Raw genomic sequence first — 22,015 nt, forward strand, 5'->3', positions numbered from 1 at the left:
AAAAAAATACTGAACTAAGCACTAAAATGACAACTAATAAGCCAAATATGTCGTATTTTTAAGCTACATTAGGTAGGTCTTAGTCGTTTAAACATTACATAGTTGTAAACCAGTGTCGAGTGTATGTTTAAGCCGATAAAAGCAAAAATACTTTAAAAACAAAGATTTAATTATATAATGTTAAGCCTGTGTTAGCTTATTAATACGTTTTTTTGCATTATTAGGGTCTATATCATACGCGACAATAGCAATTGTCAAAATGTAGTTACAAATGAAACGCCCAGTAAACCATGTAAGTTGACGTTTACGTTAACATTACGTAAATTGTCGTCAACTTAGCTAAGCATTAATACTGCTTATTAATACAATCGATATCTATAGATAGAGGTAATAATGAAAATTCTAGTGCCAATCAAGCGTGCTATTGATTATAACGTGAAAGTTAGGGTGAAACCCGACAACTCGGCTGTCGATTTAACTAACGCAAAAATGTCACTTAATCCGTTCTGTGAAATTGCAGTTGAAGAAGCAGTGCGCTTAAAAGAAAAGGGTGTTGCTACAGAAATAGTGGTGGTATCTATCGGAGATAAGTCCTGCCAAGAACAAATTCGTACGGCATTGGCTCTCGGTGCCGATCGGGGTCTACAAATAGACACCGCTGAGGCACTTGATTCGTTGCAAATCGCCAAGTTACTGCAAAAAGTGGTTGAGCAGGAAAGTCCTGACTTGGTCATATTGGGTAAACAATCAATTGATTCAGATAATAACCAAACAGGCCAAATGCTTGCTGCGTTAACCGGCATGCCACAAGGTACGTTTGCTTCAGAAGTTAAAGTTGCAGAGGGCAAAGTGCAAGTAACCCGTGAAATTGATGGTGGTTTACAAACAGTTGAATTGAGTTTGCCAGCGGTAGTCACGACTGATTTGCGCTTAAATGAACCACGTTATGCTTCGCTACCCAATATTATGAAGGCCAAAAGAAAGCCTCTTGACGTTAAAGCTGCCAGTGATTTTGGTGTGAATTTGGTTTCAAATGTAAAAGTTTTAAAAGTTGAAGCTCCAGCCCAACGTAAAGGTGGTATCAAAGTTGCCGATGTGGCTGAGTTAGTCGATAAATTAAAAAATGAAGCGAAGGTGATCTAATGGCTATTTTAGTTTATGTAGAACATGACAACCAAGAGCTGAAATCAGACTCTTTAAAGTTGATCCATGCTGCTTGCCAAATTGATAAAGATGTAACTGCCCTTGTTGCCGGTTCAGGCTGTCAAGGTGTTGCTGAACAAGCGTCTAATGTAGTTGGTGTGACCAAAGTACTTGTGGCTGATAACGCACATTATCAGCATCAATTAGCGGAAAATATCGCTGAGTTGGTGGCTGAATTAGGCAGTGCTTATTCTCATATTTTAGCGCCTGCTACCACAACAGGTAAAAACTTTTTACCTCGGGTTGCCGCCTTACTTGATGTGGCTCAACTATCGGATGTGATTAAAGTTATCAGTGCAGATACATTTATGCGTCCCATCTATGCAGGTAATGCCTTGGCAACTGTACAGTCGTCTGATGCTATTAAAGTAATGACGGTACGTACTGCAGCTTTCGATGCTGCCGCGACAGGTAATGCAGCGCCAATTGAAACCTGCTCGGTGGTTAAAGATGCGACCAAGTCGAGTTTCGTCAAGGCTGAGTTAACCAAGTCAGAGCGTCCAGAACTCACTGCTGCCAATGTGATTATTTCAGGTGGTCGTGGTATGCAAAATGGTGAGAACTTTAAGCTTCTTGAAGGTATTGCAGATAAATTAGGTGCAGCAATGGGGGCTTCTCGCGCCGCAGTAGATGCTGGTTTTGTGCCGAACGATATGCAAGTTGGTCAGACTGGCAAAATCGTTGCACCTCAATTGTATATTGCTGTGGGTATTTCTGGCGCTATTCAACATTTAGCCGGTATGAAAGACTCAAAAGTGATTGTTGCCATCAATAAAGATGAAGAAGCACCAATTTTTCAAGTGGCAGATTATGGTTTAGTCGGTGATCTCTTCACGGTTCTACCCGAATTAGAAGCCGCACTTTAAGCTAAAATCGCGTTTCTCGCAGTTAAAAAAGCCACAAAAGGTCTCTTTTGTGGCTTTTTGTTATATGTTATTTATCATATAATTAGGCTAAAGTTTGAAGGCACTGCGCTTCAAGTTAATTGACGAGTCGTACCCTGCTAGGTACTGCTGTTTTTTCCATCCTATATTGAGACATCTATGAATCACGCTTCTCTACCTTGCTTAACCTTAGGTGTATGCGACTACCCAGAACACGTTGAAGCCACACAATGGCAGATACATGCTCAGCAACAAAAAGCGTTAGGCTTAGCTTTTGTTAGAATTGGCGAGTTTAGTTGGCAAAAAATAGAGCCGCAATCCGGCAAGTTTGATTGGCAATGGCTCGATGACGCGATTGATATATATCAGCAAGCCGGACTAAAGGTTGTATTAGGTACGCCTACGGCCACACCACCTGCTTGGTTAGTAGAAAGCTATCCTGAAATTTTAGCGGTAGATGAAAATAATCAAGTTAAAAAGTTCGGTTCTCGCCGTCATTATGATCACGCCAGTCCGATATACCGCAAAGAATGTCAGCGCATAGTAACTGCTATGGCAACACGTTATGGCAAACATCCTAGTGTTGCAGGTTGGCAAACGGATAATGAATTAGGGCATGAGGGCACCGCGCAGTCTTATTCCGCTACTAGTGTCATCGGTTTTCAGCAGTGGTTAGAAAACAAATATAGCAGTCTTGATGCTTTGAATGCCTCATGGGGAACGGTATTTTGGAGTCAAACATATTCAAGTTGGTCGCAAATAAGTTCACCCAATTTGACCGCAGTGCGTCAGGCGAACCCATCTCAGGTACTCGACTTTAAACGCTACTGTTCAGATATGATTATTGATTTTCAACAGCTACAAATTGACATCATCCGTGCCTTGTCGCCTGAGCGTTTTATTACTCATAACTTCGTTATTTTTGCCAGTGAGTTTGATTTATATAAAGCCAGCAAAAACTTAGATTTTGTGGCCTGGGATAGTTATCCCATTGGTATGTTGGAATATTTTGCTACATGGGAATCTGAAGAGATTAAAACCCGCTATGCACGCACAGGACATCCTGATCTTGTTAGCTTAAACCACGATATTTATCGCGGATTAAAAGGAGGTACCGATTTTTGGGTGATGGAACAACAGTGTGGTCATGCCAATTGGGCGCAATATAATCCGCTACCGGCAGATGGTGCGGTAAAACTATGGACAGCTCAAGCATGGGCGCATGGTGCACAAAGTGTGATTTATTTTCGTTGGCGCGCATCGCACATGGCGCAAGAAATCATGCATTCAGGTTTGCGTCAACAAGATGGACGTGCCGATCGTGGCCATAAGGAAGTATCTGAACTTAGTACACAGATGTACCCGTTAGTACCTATTAAAGCCAAAATTGCCATACTACATGACTATGAAAGCATGTGGATTTATGACCAACAGCCGCATAATCTTAAACTCAGTTACTGGGCACAATTTTATCAGTTTTACTCAATCGTTAGGCGCTTGGGTTTAGATGTCGATATTATCCATCCACTTGATTTAACAAAAAACACCTATAGTTTAGTGATCGCTCCAGCCTTAACTCTAGTCTCTGATGAAGTTGCTAAGGTATTAAAAGCAACAGCGAAAACCACTAAAATGATGTTTGGTCCGCGAACGGCCTTTCGTACCGAGTCAGGTTTGGTCCCCAAAGATGGACAATTTTCGGCTATTGCTGAGATGGTGGGGATTAAACTGGCTAATTTTGATTCTTTACGTCCCACCTTAACCCAAGAGATTGTGCCATTCGACAAGGTCGATGAAAACCAATACCAAGCAAAACTGTGGTGTGAGTCTTATGAATTAATCACAGCCAAGGCACTCTATCATTACAGTGAGGGACCTATGAGTGGCAAAGCAGCGGTAACTGAGTTAGATAAAGTAATGGTTGTAGGTGCATTGTCGCAACAGTTAATTAGTACATTGGTAAAGCAATGCTGTGTTGAACTCGAAATAACAACTGAAGAATTAGCAGAAGGGGTCAGACTGAGTCACAGAGGCGATCATTGTTTAGTACAAAACTTTAATCAACATACCGTTGAATTTGTTGGCCACTCTATCCCGGCAGTATCAAGTATCATTAAGTAGATTTTTGACTAGGTAAGTAGGCTAAGGCTACCAATTGTGGAAGCCTTAGCCTGAATAGCTTAAACGTTAACTACCGAGTTTTCAGCAAAGGAAATAGGTGAGGGCAGATATTCATCAGCTGCCCAATCGTTTTCCCATTCTTGATCGTTAAGTAGATATCTGAATTGATATTTAGCGTCTTTGTTTAGTTCAACCGTAGTTGTAAAGCTACCGTCTTTTAATTTTTTCATGGGAGCCGAAGTTGTATCCCAATTATTGAAATCACCCACTAAACGCACTGATTCAGCCTCATGAGCTTCATCTTTAGTGATTTTGAAGGTGACTTTACACACTGCTTTTGATTTTAAGTACTGCTTTTTAAAGGCCATATTAGCTCTCCGTTTGGTAATAAAATTACAATAATTGTTTAAATATACATCAAATATGATTTTAAAGCCATCTTTCTGTAATAAAATAACATTTCTAAATTAATTTAATTATCTCGATTTTGTACAAAATTAACGCAGTGTGAGTTATTTTGGTGCACGCCTGCTTAGTTCGTTTTTTAAAGCACTGTTTTTGCCTAAATCATTCATTAAATTCACTAATTTCTGTTTTTTAAAGGTTGGAAATTAGGATTTTATCCGCGTTTAAGGGTGCAAAATTATAAAGTTAATAAAAGTAGAGCAATAATTGTGCTTATTTGACAAACACTTGTACAAAGCGGCTAAATTAATTTTTTACAGGAAGGGTACACTAATATGATGAATCTTTTGTGACCTCAATTTTTGTATATCGAGCTAGTAAAATTATCGACATTTAACGTTTAAACTTTTTAGCATATTGACTGGGGGACAATCCTGTATGTTTTTTGAATAAACGGGTAAAAGAGCTCAAATCATCGTAGCCCACATGATTTACGATACGCTGAGCATTATCGTGGGATTTTTCCAGTAATTTTTTAGCGGCTTCTACCCGTAAACATTGTAAGTACTCTAAAGGATTTTGTTCAGTAGCGCGCTTAAAACGTCGATTTAGCGTGCGCTCAGTTAAATTAACGTGAGCAGCAAGTTGGCTGACTTGAATTGACTCAGTAAAGTGCGCTTCTAACCATTCTTGTATGTGTAATATCTCAGGATCTTGATGGTACTTTTTTGCGCGGATAGAAGCATAAGCGGCTTGTTCTCCTCGGGATAAATCTATCACGTGGGCTTTGGCTGTAGTGGTGGCAACATCATGACCGCAATAGCGCTCAATTAATAACAAGGTTAAGTCAAACCATGCCATACCACCGCCAGAGCAATAAATATTTTGCGATGAAGTTATCAGCTTTTCAGCACATAAGTTCACCTCAGGATAGCGGCTTTTAAATAGCTCGGCATAACCCCAGTGGGTAGTGGCTTCTCTACCATTTAACAAGCCTGCTTCTGCTAAAAAAAAGGCGCCACTGCAATTACTTGCGATATCTGAGCCATTTTCAAAATGACGTCTAATGTGCGGTAAAAGTGCCCGGTTTTGGTTGATAACAGACAATAACGAACCGCCAATAGTTGGAATAAGTAATAAATCTGTTTGTTTTACATCTTCGATGGCAATGTGGCTTTTAATTTCTAGTTGGTTAATACACTTAACGGACTGTTTTTTGAGTGTTGCTATTTGCACCTCAAAAAAAGGGCTTGGCGTCATACCTTGCATTCTTTGCCAAGTTACACCGGCCAATGCAAAAAGATCTAATGCGCCGGTAATCGCACTGGCATAGGCTTGATTAAAGCCTAATATGGTGACATTAAACACAATTTACCGACGGGTATAAATGGCATTGTTGAGGGATCATAATAAACACTTATTGATGACTGAAATCACCATTAATATGTCATAAATGACAATTATTGTCAGTAAGATTATTTGGCAAGCTAGTTCGTGGATTACTCACTGTTACCGATGAATGGGAGTCAGAATGAATATTGAACTTATCAAAGAAAAAGAATTGCATTTTCAGCTATACGAAGTGCTCGATACCGAAACTTTGTGTCAGCGCGAACATTTTAGCGAGCACAATAAAGAAACCTTTGACGCTGTTTTAGCCACAGCAAATAAAATTGCGACTGAAAAATTTGCTCCGCATAATGCAAAAGCGGACGCTAACGAACCCACTTTTGATGGTGAAAAAGTCAGCATGATAAGTGAGGTCAAAGTTGCTTTTGATGCTTATGCAGAGTCTGGCTTAATGGCTGCCCGTTATGATTTTGCTGAAGGTGGTATGCAATTGCCAGAAACCATTATGACCGCATCAGCAGGTTACTTTATGGCGGCTAATCCTTCTTCCACGGGTTACCCGTTTTTAACCACCGCGGCATCTAATGTTATCCGTAATTTTGCTTCAGAAAAAATTAAAGCTGCTTTTATGCCGCGCATGTTAAGTGGAGAATTCACTGGCACCATGGCCTTGACGGAACCCCACGCCGGTTCATCTTTAGCGGATATTCATACCACTGCGTATAAGACAGAAAACGGTGAATATCGCCTTAAAGGTAATAAAATGTACATTTCTGGCGGTGATCATGAGCTGTCTAAAAATATTGTGCATTTAGTATTAGCGAAAATCCAAGGCGCGCCTCCGGGGGTTAAAGGAATTTCATTATTTGTGGTGCCTAAATTCCGTTTAGATGAAGATGGAAATATAGCCGATAGAAACGATGTAGCATTAGCCGGTTTAATTCATAAACTAGGGTACCGTGGCACTACGTCAACCGTACTGAATTTCGGTGAAAAAGATGATTGTCATGGCTATTTAGTGGGTGAAGAGCATCAAGGTTTGCGTTACATGTTCTTAATGATGAATGAAGCGCGTTTAGGTGTTGGCTTTGGCGCAGCAATGATTGGTTATCGAGGTTATCAATTCTCTTTAGCCTATGCCAAAGAACGCACTCAAGGTCGTGTGGCACCAAACAATAAACCAACTGATAAACCCGCTACTATTATTCAGCATGGTGATGTTAAACGCATGCTACTGGCGCAAAAATCCTATGTTGAAGGTGCGATGGCGCTGTGTTTTTATGCGGCACGTTTGGTGGATGATATTCATACTCACGAAGATCAAGCAGCACGAGCTGATGCAGCAGAATTACTCGACCTATTAACGCCGGTGGTCAAAGCATGGCCCTCTGAATATGGACCCAAAGCCAATGATTTAGCTATTCAAGTCTTAGGCGGGGCTGGTTATACACGTGAGTATCCGGTCGAGCAGTGCTGGCGAGATAACCGTTTAAATCCTATTCATGAAGGAACAAATGGCATCCAAGCCTTGGATTTACTAACCCGTAAATTGTGGCAGGCCAATGGCGCTGGCCTCAAACAATTGCAAAGCATTATGCTTAAAGACTTTGCACAAGTTGAGGGACAAGTTAGTCAGGCTTTAGTGACTGAGTTAAGTCCTTATATTAAACAAATGAGTGCTTTAATTCCGGGATTAGCTCAGGGATTGGCCTCTGATAAACAAGCTGTTTTACTGGCTAATGCCAGTTGTTTCCTAAATGTCTTTGGCCAGATTGTGATGAGTTGGCTGTGGATACGCCAAGCAAATGTGGCAGAAAATGCATTAACTTCCTCAAACTTGAGTGCTGAAGACAGGGATTTTTATCAGGGTAAGCTGCAGGCGGCTAAATATTTTGTCCACTGGGAGTTACCAACTATTGCTCGTGATATTCGTTTGTTAAGCGAGCTGGAAGATACTTGTGCTGCCATGCAAGAAGCGTGGTTTTAATTAAAGCGACCGATAAAATAGGACTAACAATGAAAAACAAACAGTTTTTATTAAAAACTCGTCCAGTAGGTACCCCGACGCGAGATAATTGGGATTATGTTGAAACCGAGGTACCTGAGTTAGCGGACAAACAAGTATTGGTGAAAGTGGCGTTTATTTCCTTAGATCCTGCTATGCGTGGCTGGATGAATGACGGTAAGTCTTATATTGAGCCAGTACAAATTGGCGCAGTGATGCGAGCCAGTACGGTGGGGCAAATACTGAAAAGCAATGATCCGAAGTTTCAGGTTGGAGACTATGTTTATGGTCATTGTGGTGTACAGCAATATGCTGTGGTTGATACCCAAGGTTTGCATAAAATTGATCCTTCTCTGGCGCCACTAGAACGCTATTTGGGTGTATTAGGCATGCCAGGAATGACAGCGTATTTTGGTTTACTTGAGACTGGTCTGCCAAAGGCAGGAGAAACTGTAGTGGTATCTGGCGCCGCAGGTGCCGTAGGCACGGTAGTTGGCCAAATAGCCAAAATAAAAGGCTGTAAAGTGGTGGGTATTGCCGGTGGTGCAGATAAATGTCGCTACCTTGTTGATGAACTTGGTTTTGATGGAGCAATCGACTATAAAAGCGAAAATGTTAAGAAGTCTTTGAAAGCTCTTTGCCCTAAAGGCGTTGATGTATTTTTTGACAATGTTGGTGGTGAAATACTGGATGATGTATTGACGCAAATACGCATGAAGGCGCGTATCGTTATTTGTGGCGCGATAAGCCAGTACAATAATACCACCCCTGTAAAAGGTCCGTCTAATTACCTTACCTTGTTAGTAAACCGGGCGCGAATGGAAGGTATAGTGGTGTTCGATAACGTGGCAAACTATCCTAAAGCAGCTGCTGAAATGGCTGGCTGGATAAAAGAAGGTAAGCTTAAGGCTAAAGAGCATGTGGTTAAAGGTATAGAACGTTTTCCAGAGACCCTACTAATGTTATTTAAAGGTGAAAATATGGGCAAACTAGTGCTTAAGGTAGATGCAGAATGAAATCCGTTGGTAATTTAGAAAATAAACATATTCTGATCACTGGAGGTGCGTCAGGCATAGGCGCCGCTACCGCTCTGTTGGTTGCCAGTCGTGGAGCTAAAGTTGTAGTCAGTGACCAAAATCGTCAGCAAGGCGAGGCGATTGTTGAACAAATTTGTGCAAAGGGCGGCGTTGCCACTTTTATTGCGGCAGATGTCAGCGACTCTGATTCCGTTATTGCTTTGTTTGCCCAAGCAAAAGCAGCTTACGGTCCAGTAAATGTAACCATAAATAATGCGGGTATCGATCATAAGCCGACTCCTATGCATTTGGTTGATGATGCCGTTTTTCATCGAAACGTCGCAGTTAATTTAGCCGGTGTTTGGTATTGTATGAAACAAGCCATTATTCAAATGTTAGACAATGGTGGCGGTCACGTAATTAACATCGCTTCAGTGGCAGGTTTGCATTCGGCACCGACTATTGCTGCATATTCGGCCACTAAACATGGTGTTATGGGTCTCACTAAGTCTGCTGCTGTTGAATATGCTAAAGCGAATATTCGCGTTAATGCGGTATGTCCGAGTTTTATTCGTACCCCTATGGTCGAGAATGTTTTGGCGAATGTCGATGAACGAGTGCGCAATGCGATGATAAAAGCCAACCCGATGAAACGTTTAGGTGAAGTTGAAGAGATTGCTGGCGCGTTGGCTTGGCTATGTAGTGATGAGTCAAGTTTTATGACCGGTCAGTCAGTGGTGTTGGATGGCGGTATGTTAGCCTAACAGCAACTGCCGAAACTAGATTAAAAAGTGGGAAAAATGATGAACAAAGACATATTTGATTTAACGGGAAAAGTTGCTTTAGTAACCGGAGCGAGCCGTGGTATTGGTGAAGCTATAGCACGTCTTTTGGCCGCTTATGGTGCAAAAGTGATTGTCTCGAGTCGGAAGCTTGATGCCTGTGAAGCGGTTGCTGCAAGCATTCGTGCCGATGGTGGCGAAGCAGCAGCAATGGCTTGCCACGTTGGCGATATGGCTCAGATAGAGACGATTTTTAGCAATATAAAATCGCAATTTGGTCGTATCGATATACTGGTTAACAATGCCGCCGCAAATCCTTATTTTGGGCACATTTTGGATACTGATTTGGCCGCTTATGATAAAACGGTAGATGTAAACATTCGTGGTTATTTTTTTATGTCTATTGCTGCGGGCAAAATGATGAAGGAGCAAGGCGGGGGAGTTATTCTAAATACGGCTTCAGTTAATGGTATTTCACCTGGACCGATGCAAGGTATTTACTCTATTACTAAGGCTGCAGTGATCAGTATGACCAAGGCATTCGCAAAAGAATGTGGTCCGCTAAATATTCGCGTTAATGCCTTGTTACCGGGTTTAACTGAAACCAAATTCGCCTCTGCTTTAACGTCAAATGAAAAGATTCTGAAAACTGCTTTGATGCAAATACCACTGGGACGAACTGCACAGCCCCAAGAAATGGCAGGTACTGTTTTGTATTTAGTCTCTGATGCCTCCAGTTACACCACAGGAACTACCATTACCGTAGACGGTGGTTATCTAAGTTAAATATTATTCTATTTTTTAGAACAAAAAAGCGCATTTTATGCGCTTTTTTTTCGACTTAATATGGGTAAAAATTCGATTTAAGCAATCACTGGAGCGAATTATGAAAAATGTATTAGTCATCAATAGCAGTTTAAACCAAGAAAAAGGCAACTCAAATAAACTGAGTCAAAAGTTAATTGAGCGTTTACAAAGTAAGGGGTATACCTCTGTAAATCAGCGTAATTTGGCTGATACAGATCTTCCACATTTAACCGTCGAAGAAATGACGGCTTGGGGAACTGCAGCATCTGCTCGCACTGTTGAGCAAGCTAAATTGGCTGCATTGTCTGATACCTTTATTAATGAAATACAACAGGCTGATGCCATTGTAATAGGCATGCCGATGTATAATTTTGGTGTACCTAGCACGTTTAAAGCGTGGATCGACCGCGTGGCTAGAGCTGGGATCACTTTTAAGTATACTGAGACAGGGCCACAAGGTTTACTGACGGATAAAAAAGTTTATATCTTGGCAGCGCGTGGTGGCATGTATGCAGGTACTCCCAAAGACAGTCAGAGCCAATATTTGAAAGATGTATTTGCTTTCTTAGGTTTAACTGACGTGACATTTATCTACGCTGAGGGCTTAGCCATGGGCGAGGAGGCGGCCAATAAAGCCTGGAATTCAGCCGAGCAAAGTATCGAGCGTTTGTCTGCTTAATAGTTAATGCGCCTCAAGCTCTGTGTGGAAATTGAGGCGCCTAGCTTACTTTTTCAAGGTTTCTTCTATTTTGGCAATAAAATCTGTATCAGTGGGTTTGGTTGATGAAGCATATGACTCAACAATATTGCCATTTTTGTCCATCAGGTATTTGTAGAAATTCCACTTAGGTGTGGTGCCAGATTTCTTAGCTAACATGCGATAAAGCGGGTCAACGTCATCACCACGTACCGCTATTGTCTCAAACATCGGGAATTTGACCCCATAAGTCAATTCACAAAGCTCTGCAGTTTTACTTTCATCCGAGAATTCTTGTTTAAAATCATTGGATGGAAAACCCAAGACCACTAATCCTTTGTCTTGATAATCAGTGTAAAGCTTTTCTAAGCCTTCAAATTGTGGGGTAAAACCACATTTGCTGGCGGTGTTGACAAACAATACTGTTTTGCCTTGATAAGCCTCACACATATTGACGGTCTCTTGAGAATTAAGTTTACGTTTCATAAACTTAAGTAAATCTGGGCAGTCAGCTGCGTTAGCTAAACCAGAACATAATAATAAACTTGCGATAAGACCTTTTTTCATGATTTTCCTAGCTTTGCGTGTTTGTTGATCAATATAATGAAAAAGTGATTTTGGATCATTAACTTACATTTCTTTTTACTTGTAGATTAGCGAAAGGTTGCATAATACTTTTAAAATCTGACGTAAACATAATTTGGGATAATAACTATGCACCATGTTAAACGGTGTGCTTTGGTTGTGGGTATTACAAGCTTTTTATTTGCTTGTGCTGCCAATGAAAACTCAACCACAGTGCTTAACAATACTACGCCACAGAGTCAAATAGCCTTAGCTACGCAAACTATTCGCTCTCAAATGGTGCCTATGGCAAAGCAAGGTCTTAGCCTTGAACAAATCATGGCTGATCCCGATTGGATTGGTAATGAACCAGAGCAGGCATATTGGTCTGATGACAGCCAACACGTTATTTATAAACGCAAGCAACAAGGCACTCCCTTAAGGGATTTGTGGTTAAAAAGTTTAAATGATAGCAGCAATGGTCAGGTGGTCGGTCTAGCGGTGCAACACAATGTCGCTTATAAAAATCGGGTTAATAGCGTCGACAAAAAACTCAGCGCTTGGATCTTTGAAGATAATATGTTTTATAAAAATTTAATAACAGGTGAAATTAGGCAACTCACTCAAGATAGTAGTAAACCATCCAATTTACGCTTTCTACTTGATGGTAAATTAAGTTTTCAAGCGGGTGACAGCATTATAGTTTTAGACCCCATCAATGGATTTCGTGAGCAACGAGCAAGTTGGCAATTTGCCCAACAGCCAACTGCGCTAGAAGTACCACAAGATTACATTGCTGAACAGCAGCAACGTTTAATCCAGGTCATCGACAAAAAACGCTCAGAACAAAAACTGCGCTTCGAGCAACAACAACAATTACAGGCGCAAAATTCAAGTTTACGGCCTCTGCCATTTTATTTTCCTAAAGATCATGAAACAGTGGAAGCCAGTATGTCGCCTAATGGGCGATGGCTGTTATTGGTAACACAAGTTGATAATCAAGAGCGTGATGATAATGACATTATGCCTAATTATATTAATGAAAATGGCCGAATTAAAACCGATGATGTGCGTCAGCGTGTAGCGGATGCTCATCCGGTTGAGCAAACTTTATGGCTACTCAACTTAGTTGAACATAGCGTACAAAAACTGCCTTACACGGCATTGCCGGGTTATAACGAAGATGTTTTGGCCTCTGTAAAACGGGAAAATGCGCTGGCTAAGGGAGAAACGTATCAAGAAAACCGCCTACCGCGAGTCATCAGGTTAATAGATGATTGGCGCTGGTCACAGAGTGCGATTCAATGGAATACACAAGGTGATAAAGTGGCCCTTATGGTCGCGGCCGCTGATAATAAAGACCGTTGGCTGACGACCGTTGATGTGGCCGATGCGCAGCTGGTTACCCAGCATCGTTTACATGATGATGCGTGGATTAATTATCAATTTAATAGTTTTGGATGGTTACATAGCAGTGACAGCTTGTATTATTTATCCGAACAAAGCGCTTACGCCCATCTTTATTTAAAACCTTATTCAGGCAAAGCTAAAGCGCTGACTCAAGGAAATTTTGAAGTGGATAGCCTGACCTTATCGACTGATGATCAGTACATGTATTTTCAGGCTAATAAAAAACATCCCGGTATTTACGAAGTTTATAGAGTTAATTTAATCAGCGGTGATATTGAAGCCTTAACCGACTTAAATGGTATGACTGATTATGTATTAAGTCCGAATGAGCAGGCTTTGCTCTTAACTCATTCTAAGTTAACCATGCCACCAGAGTTATATGTTAAACAACTCGACAAGCCTGAAACAGTGCAGCTAACCCATACTGTCAGCGATGGCTTTTTAGCGATTGATTGGTTAGCTCCTGATATCGTAGCTATTAAATCGTCAAACTCCGACCAGCCAATATATTCTAGGGTTTATGCTAAGCCGAAAAGGAATGACGAAGACTTACGCCGTGCCGTCGTATTTAGCCACGGAGCCGGTTATTTACAAAACTCACACTTAGGTTGGTCAGGATATTTTCGCGAATTTATGTTCCACAATATGTTAGTGGAGCAGGGGTATGTAGTACTGGATATGGATTATCGAGCATCTGCTGGCTATGGACGCGACTGGCGCACTGCGATTTACCGCCACATGGGTAAACCTGAGATTGAAGACTTGCGGGATGGCGTTAATTGGCTTGTCGCCAATGCTGATGTAGACGTACAACGAGTTGGCACTTATGGTGGTTCTTACGGTGGATTCATGACCTTTATGGCTTTGTTTACTGCGCCAGATCTTTTTCAGGCAGGGGCAGCCTTAAGACCTGTCAGCGATTGGGCGCATTACAACTACGGTTATACCTCGAACATCTTAAATACCCCAGATGTCGATCCTATCGCCTATGAGCGTAGTTCACCGATCTATTTTGCTGAGGGTTTACAAAAGCCCCTGTTAATCAATGCACCTATGGTGGATAGCAATGTATTTTTTGTTGATACTGTGCGCCTAGTACAACGATTAATTGAACTTGAAAAACAAAATTTTGAAACTGCTATCTACCCAGTCGAATCACATGGTTTTGTCGAGCCTAGTTCGTGGTTGGATGAATATCGCCGTATATACAAGTTGTTTGAACAGAACCTGTAATAACATAACAAGCCTCACTGAGATATTTTCTCTTTGAGGCCTTCTGTTAGCCTGAGTTTTCCGTACAAAATAACAATAATTGTCAAGCCACTGATGGTGCCAAATAAATGAGCATCAATAGCCACTGTTGCGTTAATTAAATCAGCGATATCTTGACTCGCTCCAAAAATTTGTTCATGCCCCACTTTTATCAATATTCCAATTAGCAACAACCAGCCTGTTTTCATGCCTTGTTTAATATCAAAATAGGCACCGATTATGAAAACACCATGTAATACTCCAGACAGGCCAACATACCATTGCAACTGCTTGGCAAAACCGTAAATCAACAAGGTGGTACTGATACACAGAATGAAAAACATTAAGGAGTATTGCGCTAGCCGAAAATACTGGCCGTGTAGTGCCCAGAGTAAGGCGACCGCGGTCAAATTTAACAGCAGATGATTCGCGTTAGTATGCAACAGGTTACCGGTGAGTAAACGCCACCACTGTAATTGTTCAATTTGTATGCGGTCAAAGGCCAAATAATGACTTGCTTGAGGTTCAAATAGAAACAGTACAGTACATAAAATGATAAGCAATAAGGGGCCTAATACATGCTGTAGTTTAAGGGGGAGGTTAAGCATCAACTCATCACGCTAGAATAAAGTGTGCTTATACTAACCAAAAGTCAGTGTTTGCAATATGAAATATCAAAAAGAAAGCGTTAATTGTCTATAAATCTACTTTATTAGTCTATGTGTTTGATTGCAAAAACAGAGGTCCATCGTTAGTGTTGTCTTAATTAGGGTAAATCGAAAAGAGGTTGGTGTGTCAATATCCAAGTACATGTTAATTTTTAGCTTATCAGTTTTTTTTGCGCAATCATTGTTGGCCCAGCAAAGAGAAGACAGAGAGCCAGAGGCGAATACTGGCAGACAAGAAAAACAGGCTTTTAGCTCAAATTCATATATGGCTGTTACAGCCAATCCATATGCTTCTTGGGCGGGTAAAAATATATTGGCGAAAGGCGGCAGCGCTATTGATGCCGCCGTTGCAATACAAGCGATGTTGACTTTAGTGGAACCACAGTCTTCTGGTATTGGCGGGGGAGCCTTTATTTTATATTGGGACAATAAAGCAAAAAAATTGCATACCTTTGATGGTCGAGAAACGGCTCCTAAAGCCAGCACGCCTGATATGTTTATGCTCGGTAAAGATAAACCCATGGCTTGGATTGATGCCGTTGTCGGCGGAAAATCTGTGGGGGTACCGGGTGTACTAAAAGCTCTGGAGTTGGCTCATAAGGAGTTTGGTAACTTAGCTTGGAGTGAATTATTCAATGATGCTATTGATACCTCAGTGCAAGGATTTAGAGTGTCTGAGCGCCTTGCAAAATTATTGGCGTCGGATATTCATCCGGGATTGAAACAATTTAGAAACTCCTCGGTGTATTTTTATCCTGACGGTCAAGCGCTTATTAAGGGGGAAATTCGTAAAAATAGTGCCTTGGCGCGGACTTTTATGCACATTGCCCAAAACGGCGCTGATAGCTTTTATCAGGGCGAGCTTGCGGTCAATATGGCTAAGGCTGTGCAATTTACTACGATCAATCCAGGTTTGTTGGCGGCAGAAGATTTTGCTGAATATCGCGCGGTAAAACGCTCGCCTGTTTGTGGATCTTATAAGGATCACCAAGTGTGTGGTATGGCACCACCGAGCTCTGGTGGCGTGACTGTCTTGCAAATTTTACGCATGTTAGAACCTTTCGAATTAGCTAATTACTCACCGAATTCCCTCGAGGCTATGCATTTATTTACCCAGGCCTCAAAATTAGCTTATGCGGACAGAGAGATGTACATTGCAGACCCTGATTTTAGTCAACTGCCTTTTAGTGCCCTAATTAGTCAGAGTTATTTAGGTGACAGAGCGCGGAAAATCAAGATCGACAAAGACATGGGAAGGGCCATTGCTGGACAGCCTTATGCCATGTTAAACGTAGCGCAAGACAATGCTTATGAGCTGCCTAACACCAGTCACTTTTCAATAGTAGACAGCCAAGGCAACGCCTTATCAATGACTACCAGTATCGAATTTGCCTTTGGTTCAGGCGTATTTGTTGAAGGCTTTTTATTGAATAATCAACTGACCGATTTTTCACTTAACCCCTATCGCTACAATAGACCTGTACTTAATAGAATTGAACCACATAAGAGGCCTCGCAGTGCTATGAGTCCGACTATGGTATTTGATAAAGAGGGTAAGTTAGTTCTGTTGTTAGGCTCTCCCGGAGGTAGTCGTATTATTAATTATGTAGCACAAACGTTAATAGGTGTATTGGATTGGGATCTAGATATTCAACAAGCAATAAACTTGCCCCATGTTACAGACAGAAATGACTATACAGCATTAGAAAAAGATACCGCCGCAGAGGGTTTAGCTAAGGGGTTGGAAGCCAAGGGCCATAAGGTGAAGATTATAGATTTGAATAGCGGTTTACATGGCATTCAAATCACAGAGAATAAACTTATTGGCGGTGCTGACCCACGTAGGGAAGGTGTCGCAGTTGGTTTGTAAATCACCCTGAGCTCTGCAGAAGAGTGATCCTCATTCTTCAGAGCTCTTGCCAAAGTTGCAGTTGCAACACTTTTTAGCTGCCTAATTTACTTGAGGCTAACTTTATCTACCTTCCATTGATTACCGTCACGAATCAAATCAACGATACGCATATCTTTGAGTATTTTGCCGTTTAGCTCGCCTTCAAAAAATATAATGACTTTTGATTCTTTAGAAAACTCGTTTCGTCCTGCGCTACCGGTGTGTGGGGTAATAGTGACTTTGTCGAAACGAAGATTTAAGACATGTCGCTGCACATTACGATTAGTGTGATAAGACTCGATAAGTCGTTTTAATGATGGACTGCTGAGCTTTAGGGCCTCGTCTAAATTAGCATCATGAAAAATGTGGTCAAAAAATTCAATGGCAGCAAATTCAGGCAGATTGGAGTCCATCATGCCGTATTTGCCCAAGCCTTCCTTTTTCTCTATTTTTTCACAGCCGGAAAATGCAGTTAATAGTAGCAATACTAGCCCAAATCTGAAAATCATAGAAACAATACTCTGTGTGGTAATACCTGCCACGTTTTATAACGAATCGTTAAACAAAAGGGAAGCATTAGCTTCCCTTTGTGTGTGATATTACAAACTTAACTATTGAACATTTTCAGATTCTGAAAACTCGCCAGCAAAAAGTGGGCTACTTAAATAACGTTCAGACGCACTGGCTAATATGACAACAATCTTTTTGTTGGCGTTTTCTGGTTTCTCTGCCCAGCGTTTTGCAGCAACAACTGCTGCCCCTGAGGAAATACCCACCAAAATACCTTCTTCTTTCATTAAGCGATGGCACATTGCCATGCATTCTTCGTTGGTAACTTGTTCAACCGCATCAATCAAAGAAAGATCTAAGTTACCTGGAATAAATCCAGCACCGATACCCTGAATTTTGTGTGGGCCAGGGGTTAAAGGTAAACCAGCTTTTGCTTGCGTAATAACCGGTGAATCTGCTGGTTCAACTGCTACCGAAGTAATGGTTTTACCTTTACTTTTTAGATATCGACTGACACCAGTAATGGTGCCGCCTGTGCCAACGCCTGCGACAAAAATATCAACTTCACCATCAGTATCATTCCAGATTTCTGGACCCGTAGTTAGTTCATGGATCTCTGGGTTAGCTGGGTTATCAAATTGATGCAAAGGAATATACTTTTTAGGATCAGAGGCAACGATTTCGTTTGCAGCAGCAACAGCACCTTTCATGCCTTTAGCCGCTTCAGTTAAGACCAAGTTAGCCCCTAATGCTTTTAACAGCTTACGGCGTTCTAGACTCATTGAACTGGGCATCGTTAAGGTTAATTTATAGCCTTTTGCCGCAGCAACAAAGGCTAAAGCAATACCGGTATTACCGCTAGTCGCTTCTACCAGCTCTTTACCTTCAGATAGAATGCCTTTTTTCTCTGCATCCCAAATCATGTTGGCACCAATGCGGCACTTGACACTAAAGCTAGGATTGCGCGCTTCTATTTTTGCATAGACATTGCCACCAGTAACACGGTTGAGTTTGACCAGAGGTGTTTTACCAATGGCTTGTGAATTATCGTCGTAAATTTGCATTTTTATTTCCTTGCTATTTTTAGATGAACTCTTTTTCCATCAATATGAATTTATCATTATTATTGATACGCATTGAGTACAATTCTGTTTTACCATGACAAGATTAAGGCGAAGTGAGTAAATTCAAAGTGCTATTTCGCTATATCTTATGGTTAATCATTTGTTAAATTGAATTTGAGGTAAATAATGTCGTTTAAAGGAACCGAAAAATATATCGCTAGTCGCGAGCTGCAGCTCGCTGTTAATGCCGCAATCACCCTAGAAAAACCGCTATTAATTAAAGGGGAACCCGGCACTGGCAAAACGATGTTGGCTGAGCAACTCGCCTTAAGCTTAGATGCAAATTTAATTCAATGGCACATAAAATCAACCACTAAAGCACAACAGGGCCTGTATGAATATGACGCGGTATCGCGTTTACGAGATTCACAGTTAGGTGATAGTAAAGTACATGATATTGCCAATTACATAGTCAAAGGCAAATTGTGGCAGGCATTTGAAGCCAATAAACGGACTATTTTGTTAATAGACGAAATTGATAAAGCCGATATTGAGTTTCCCAATGATTTATTGCTTGAGTTGGACAAAATGGAGTTTTTTGTTTACGAAACTCAGCAGCTCGTAAAAGCCGAGCAAAGACCTATAGTGATTATTACCTCAAACAACGAAAAAGAGTTACCCGATGCTTTTTTACGTCGCTGCTTTTTTCACTATATTCAGTTCCCTGATGCAGAAGAAATGCGCCGTATTGTTGACGTGCATTATCCCAATATCAAAAAGGATTTGCTCAATCAGGCCTTAGAATCCTTTTTTGGTTTACGTGACATTCCAGGCTTGAAAAAGAAACCTTCGACATCTGAATTGATTGACTGGTTGAAATTATTAGTGGCTGAAGATATTCCAGTGGAAGCGCTGCAAAATAAAGACGGTAAAAAGTCGATTCCACCGTTGTATGGCGCTTTGCTTAAAAACGAACAAGATATTCATTTGTTCGAAAAACTGGTCTTTATGGCACGTCGCTAATGTTAGTCGATTTTTTCTTTAAGTTACGCGATTATCAATTACCCGTGAGTTTGCGAGAATTGCTCGATTTACTCGAAGCCTTAGACAAAGGCGTTATCTTTGCCAACATCGATGATTTTTATCACCTGTCAAAGTTGATTATGGTCAAAGACGAAAGCCAATATGATAAGTTCGACCGGGCCTTTGCCGACTATTTTAAAGGGGTACAGAGTCTTGACTTGTTTTCTAAAGATATCCCTGAAGATTGGTTAAACAATGCACTGAATCGTTATTTTAGTGAGGAAGAAAAAGCCAAGATCCAAGCGATGGGTGGCCTAGATGAGTTAATGAAAAAACTGCAAGAACGCTTGGCAGAGCAAGAAAAACGTCATCAAGGCGGCAATAAGTGGGTCGGAACCGGGGGGACATCACCTTTTGGTGCTAATGGATTTAATCCCTCTGGCGTGAGAATGGGGCAGGAAGGCAACCGTAATTTCTCGGCCGCAAAGGTCTGGGAAAAACGTGATTTTAAAAATCTTGCTGGAGACGTTGAACTGGGCACCCGTAACATTAAATTAGCCTTACGAAAATTGCGTAAGTTTGCGCGAACCGGTGCCACCGAAGAATTAGATATTCACACCACCATTGGTGCTACGGCAAAAAATGCCGGTTTACTCGATATTCATATGGTTAAAGAGCGCCACAATGCAGTTAAAGTTTTGATGTTTTTTGATGTGGGTGGTTCCATGGATGCCCACATTAAGGAATGTGAAGAGCTGTTTAGCGCTGTGCAAACTGAATTTAAACACTTGGAGTACTTCTATTTTCACAACTGTGTTTATGAAGGCGTGTGGAAAGATAATAAACGGCGAGACCGGGAAACCATGACTGTTTGGCAGGTGATCCACAAATATGGGCGTGACTACAAATTGATTTTTGTGGGTGATGCAACTATGGGGCCCTATGAAATAACCTATCCTGGCGGCAGTGTAGAACATTGGAATGAAGAGCCCGGTTCGGTGTGGATGCAACGCTTGTTAAACCACTTTGATCACGCGGTTTGGTTTAATCCACAATTACGGGACTATTGGAATTACTATCATTCGATTACAATCATGCGCGAGTTACTCGATGAACGCATGTTTCCACTGACACTTGACGGTCTTAGTGAGGGCATTAAAAGTTTAGTTAAGCGCCATTAAAATATTGAGCAAATGATGCAAGCAGAAAATGAAGTGGTAGAAGATCGTAAAGATTATAAACCACATCTTACTCACAAAGAAACACGCCAAATTGTTACGCCTTATGCGTTTCATGTTTCGGCCGACTTATTTGGTACCGCGCTGGCAAGGCCGCTAAAGCGGGGTATTGCCATTGGTATTGATGTCTTTTTGATTACCCTGTTATCTCAGTCAGCCAGCTTTTTGTTAGCGGGCGTGGCCGCAGTGACCTTCTTTCGCGCGGGTAAGCGTTTAAAGCTTAAAAAACGCTTTAATGCTGCTCGGCTTGCTCTGCGCTTTGTTGCAGCAACGTTATTGTTTGTATTTGCTCTAGGGATATTTGACTCTTTTAACTCCAATAAACCGAATGGGTTCCAACCTTCTGAAGAAGTAAGTCTGTCAGGGGCAAATGCCTTAGTTGTTGTGGCTGTCACCGCCAAATATATTTTAGCGGCCAATGAGCTGGTTGAGAAAGTAGATAATGGAGAATGTGCTAATAACTATTTATGCTGGCAATCCCTCGGCAATGAGTTAGTCGATGTTCTAAATGAGGCTGAACTGCCGTCAAACGAAGCAATGGATCTATTAGAAGGTATAGTCGATATTGCTAACCAACAGTTAAGCACAGAAGAAAAATCTGCCTTACTGGCTGACTGGCAAACCCAGCTTGAAATGAAAAGTAAAAACCGCAACGACACCAAGCAAGCAAGTTCATCGATAACAGATAGTCAAAATCCAGTAGAGCAAGATGAACAAGATGAGCAAAGTGATAGTGTTGATAAACAAAATGAAGATAAAGGTAAAGCGACTGTTATTTCTTGGTTAGAAGGCATAATGGAAGATTTGGGCATAGGCTTTGGCTGGGCAGCATTTTACTTCTCTATTTTTACCGCTTGGTGGAAAGGCCAAACGCCAGGCAAAAAATTATTAGGTATCAAAGTGATTAAATTAGATGGTAAAGAGCCTAATTTATGGGAAAGCTTCGGCCGTTATGGGGGCTACGGTGCGGGATTTGCGACTGGCTTACTTGGTTTTCTGCAAGTGTACTGGGATCCTAATCGTCAAGCTATTCAAGACAAAATATCTGAAACCCTAGTGATTGATTTGCGGGTGGCGAAAGTTGATTTTGTGGCTGAGTCGCAACCCTCTGTAGTAGTTGAATAAA

Annotated in this window: 19 protein-coding genes; 13 read left to right on the forward strand and 6 right to left on the reverse strand. The window is 41.3% G+C overall.

Annotation, left to right across the window (positions count from 1 at the left end; all coding sequences use genetic code 11):
* Positions 1–393: 393 nt before the first annotated feature.
* The 3 genes from ABKW31_RS06725 (at position 394) to ABKW31_RS06735 (ending at position 4,208) form a co-directional block, all read left to right on the forward strand.
* Complete coding sequence (locus tag ABKW31_RS06725) at positions 394–1,143, forward strand: electron transfer flavoprotein subunit beta/FixA family protein (RefSeq protein ID WP_348615516.1); 750 nt, start codon at positions 394–396, stop codon at positions 1,141–1,143.
* Positions 1,143–2,069, forward strand: a complete 927-nt coding sequence (locus ABKW31_RS06730; protein WP_348615517.1) for an FAD-binding protein — start codon at positions 1,143–1,145, stop codon at positions 2,067–2,069. Before ABKW31_RS06725 ends, ABKW31_RS06730 begins: the two co-directional genes overlap by 1 nt.
* A gap of 177 nt (positions 2,070–2,246) precedes the next feature.
* Positions 2,247–4,208 (forward strand): beta-galactosidase, encoded by a 1,962-nt coding sequence (locus ABKW31_RS06735; RefSeq protein WP_348615518.1) that lies wholly within the window; start codon positions 2,247–2,249, stop codon positions 4,206–4,208.
* 59 nt (positions 4,209–4,267) lie between these two features.
* On the opposite strand, the gene ABKW31_RS06740 is transcribed toward ABKW31_RS06735, so the two are convergent.
* Positions 4,268–4,576, reverse strand: a complete 309-nt coding sequence (locus tag ABKW31_RS06740) for an isoamylase early set domain-containing protein (protein ID WP_348615519.1) — start codon at positions 4,574–4,576, stop codon at positions 4,268–4,270.
* A 430-nt stretch (positions 4,577–5,006) separates the two neighbouring features.
* Positions 5,007–5,981 (reverse strand): helix-turn-helix domain-containing protein, encoded by a 975-nt coding sequence (locus tag ABKW31_RS06745; protein WP_348615520.1) that lies wholly within the window; start codon positions 5,979–5,981, stop codon positions 5,007–5,009.
* 163 nt (positions 5,982–6,144) lie between these two features.
* On the opposite strand from ABKW31_RS06745, the gene ABKW31_RS06750 reads away from it, so the two are divergent.
* The 5 genes from ABKW31_RS06750 (at position 6,145) to ABKW31_RS06770 (ending at position 11,252) form a co-directional block, all read left to right on the forward strand.
* Complete coding sequence (locus tag ABKW31_RS06750) at positions 6,145–7,950, forward strand: acyl-CoA dehydrogenase (protein ID WP_348615521.1); 1,806 nt, start codon at positions 6,145–6,147, stop codon at positions 7,948–7,950.
* 29 nt (positions 7,951–7,979) lie between these two features.
* Complete coding sequence (locus tag ABKW31_RS06755) at positions 7,980–8,984, forward strand: NADP-dependent oxidoreductase (RefSeq protein WP_348615522.1); 1,005 nt, start codon at positions 7,980–7,982, stop codon at positions 8,982–8,984.
* The gene (locus ABKW31_RS06760) at positions 8,981–9,748 is read left to right on the forward strand and encodes an SDR family NAD(P)-dependent oxidoreductase (protein ID WP_348615523.1); all 768 of its coding nucleotides are present in this window, start codon (positions 8,981–8,983) and stop codon (positions 9,746–9,748) included. The genes ABKW31_RS06755 and ABKW31_RS06760 overlap by 4 nt, the downstream gene beginning before the upstream one ends.
* A 39-nt stretch (positions 9,749–9,787) precedes the next feature.
* A complete protein-coding gene (locus tag ABKW31_RS06765) occupies positions 9,788–10,552 on the forward strand; it encodes an SDR family oxidoreductase (protein WP_348615661.1) in 765 nt (254 codons plus the stop codon).
* A 100-nt stretch (positions 10,553–10,652) separates the two neighbouring features.
* Positions 10,653–11,252, forward strand: coding sequence for an NAD(P)H-dependent oxidoreductase (locus tag ABKW31_RS06770; protein ID WP_348615524.1), 600 nt, complete (start codon positions 10,653–10,655; stop codon positions 11,250–11,252).
* A 45-nt stretch (positions 11,253–11,297) separates the two neighbouring features.
* On the opposite strand, the gene ABKW31_RS06775 is transcribed toward ABKW31_RS06770, so the two are convergent.
* A complete protein-coding gene (locus ABKW31_RS06775) occupies positions 11,298–11,837 on the reverse strand; it encodes a glutathione peroxidase (protein WP_348615525.1) in 540 nt (179 codons plus the stop codon).
* 147 nt (positions 11,838–11,984) lie between these two features.
* Between ABKW31_RS06775 and ABKW31_RS06780 the strand changes: the two genes are divergently transcribed.
* Positions 11,985–14,477, forward strand: coding sequence for a prolyl oligopeptidase family serine peptidase (locus ABKW31_RS06780; protein WP_348615526.1), 2,493 nt, complete (start codon positions 11,985–11,987; stop codon positions 14,475–14,477).
* 14 nt (positions 14,478–14,491) lie between these two features.
* On the opposite strand, the gene rrtA is transcribed toward ABKW31_RS06780, so the two are convergent.
* Positions 14,492–15,103: a rhombosortase gene (gene rrtA, locus ABKW31_RS06785; RefSeq protein WP_348615527.1), complete on the reverse strand. Its 612-nt coding sequence runs from the start codon at positions 15,101–15,103 to the stop codon at positions 14,492–14,494.
* 202 nt (positions 15,104–15,305) lie between these two features.
* On the opposite strand from rrtA, the gene ggt reads away from it, so the two are divergent.
* Entirely contained in the window at positions 15,306–17,033 is a 1,728-nt protein-coding gene (gene ggt / locus ABKW31_RS06790) for a gamma-glutamyltransferase (protein WP_348615662.1), read from the forward strand.
* A gap of 86 nt (positions 17,034–17,119) precedes the next feature.
* On the opposite strand, the gene ABKW31_RS06795 is transcribed toward ggt, so the two are convergent.
* Positions 17,120–17,563, reverse strand: coding sequence for a hypothetical protein (locus tag ABKW31_RS06795; RefSeq protein WP_348615529.1), 444 nt, complete (start codon positions 17,561–17,563; stop codon positions 17,120–17,122).
* A 102-nt stretch (positions 17,564–17,665) separates the two neighbouring features.
* Positions 17,666–18,628: a cysteine synthase A gene (gene cysK, locus ABKW31_RS06800; RefSeq protein ID WP_348615531.1), complete on the reverse strand. Its 963-nt coding sequence runs from the start codon at positions 18,626–18,628 to the stop codon at positions 17,666–17,668.
* A 186-nt stretch (positions 18,629–18,814) separates the two neighbouring features.
* Here cysK and ABKW31_RS06805 point away from each other — a divergent pair, with 186 nt between their 5' ends.
* The 3 genes from ABKW31_RS06805 to ABKW31_RS06815 are packed head-to-tail and all read left to right on the forward strand — an operon-like array spanning position 18,815 to position 22,014.
* The gene (locus ABKW31_RS06805; protein ID WP_348615532.1) at positions 18,815–19,651 is read left to right on the forward strand and encodes a MoxR family ATPase; all 837 of its coding nucleotides are present in this window, start codon (positions 18,815–18,817) and stop codon (positions 19,649–19,651) included.
* Positions 19,651–20,832, forward strand: a complete 1,182-nt coding sequence (locus ABKW31_RS06810) for a hypothetical protein (protein WP_348615533.1) — start codon at positions 19,651–19,653, stop codon at positions 20,830–20,832. Before ABKW31_RS06805 ends, ABKW31_RS06810 begins: the two co-directional genes overlap by 1 nt.
* Positions 20,833–20,844: 12 nt before the next feature.
* Positions 20,845–22,014, forward strand: coding sequence for an RDD family protein (locus ABKW31_RS06815; RefSeq protein WP_348615534.1), 1,170 nt, complete (start codon positions 20,845–20,847; stop codon positions 22,012–22,014).
* Position 22,015 lies beyond the last annotated feature (1 nt).

Source organism: Paraglaciecola sp. 25GB23A (genome assembly GCF_040012495.1).
In the GTDB taxonomy this organism is placed as follows: domain Bacteria; phylum Pseudomonadota; class Gammaproteobacteria; order Enterobacterales; family Alteromonadaceae; genus Paraglaciecola.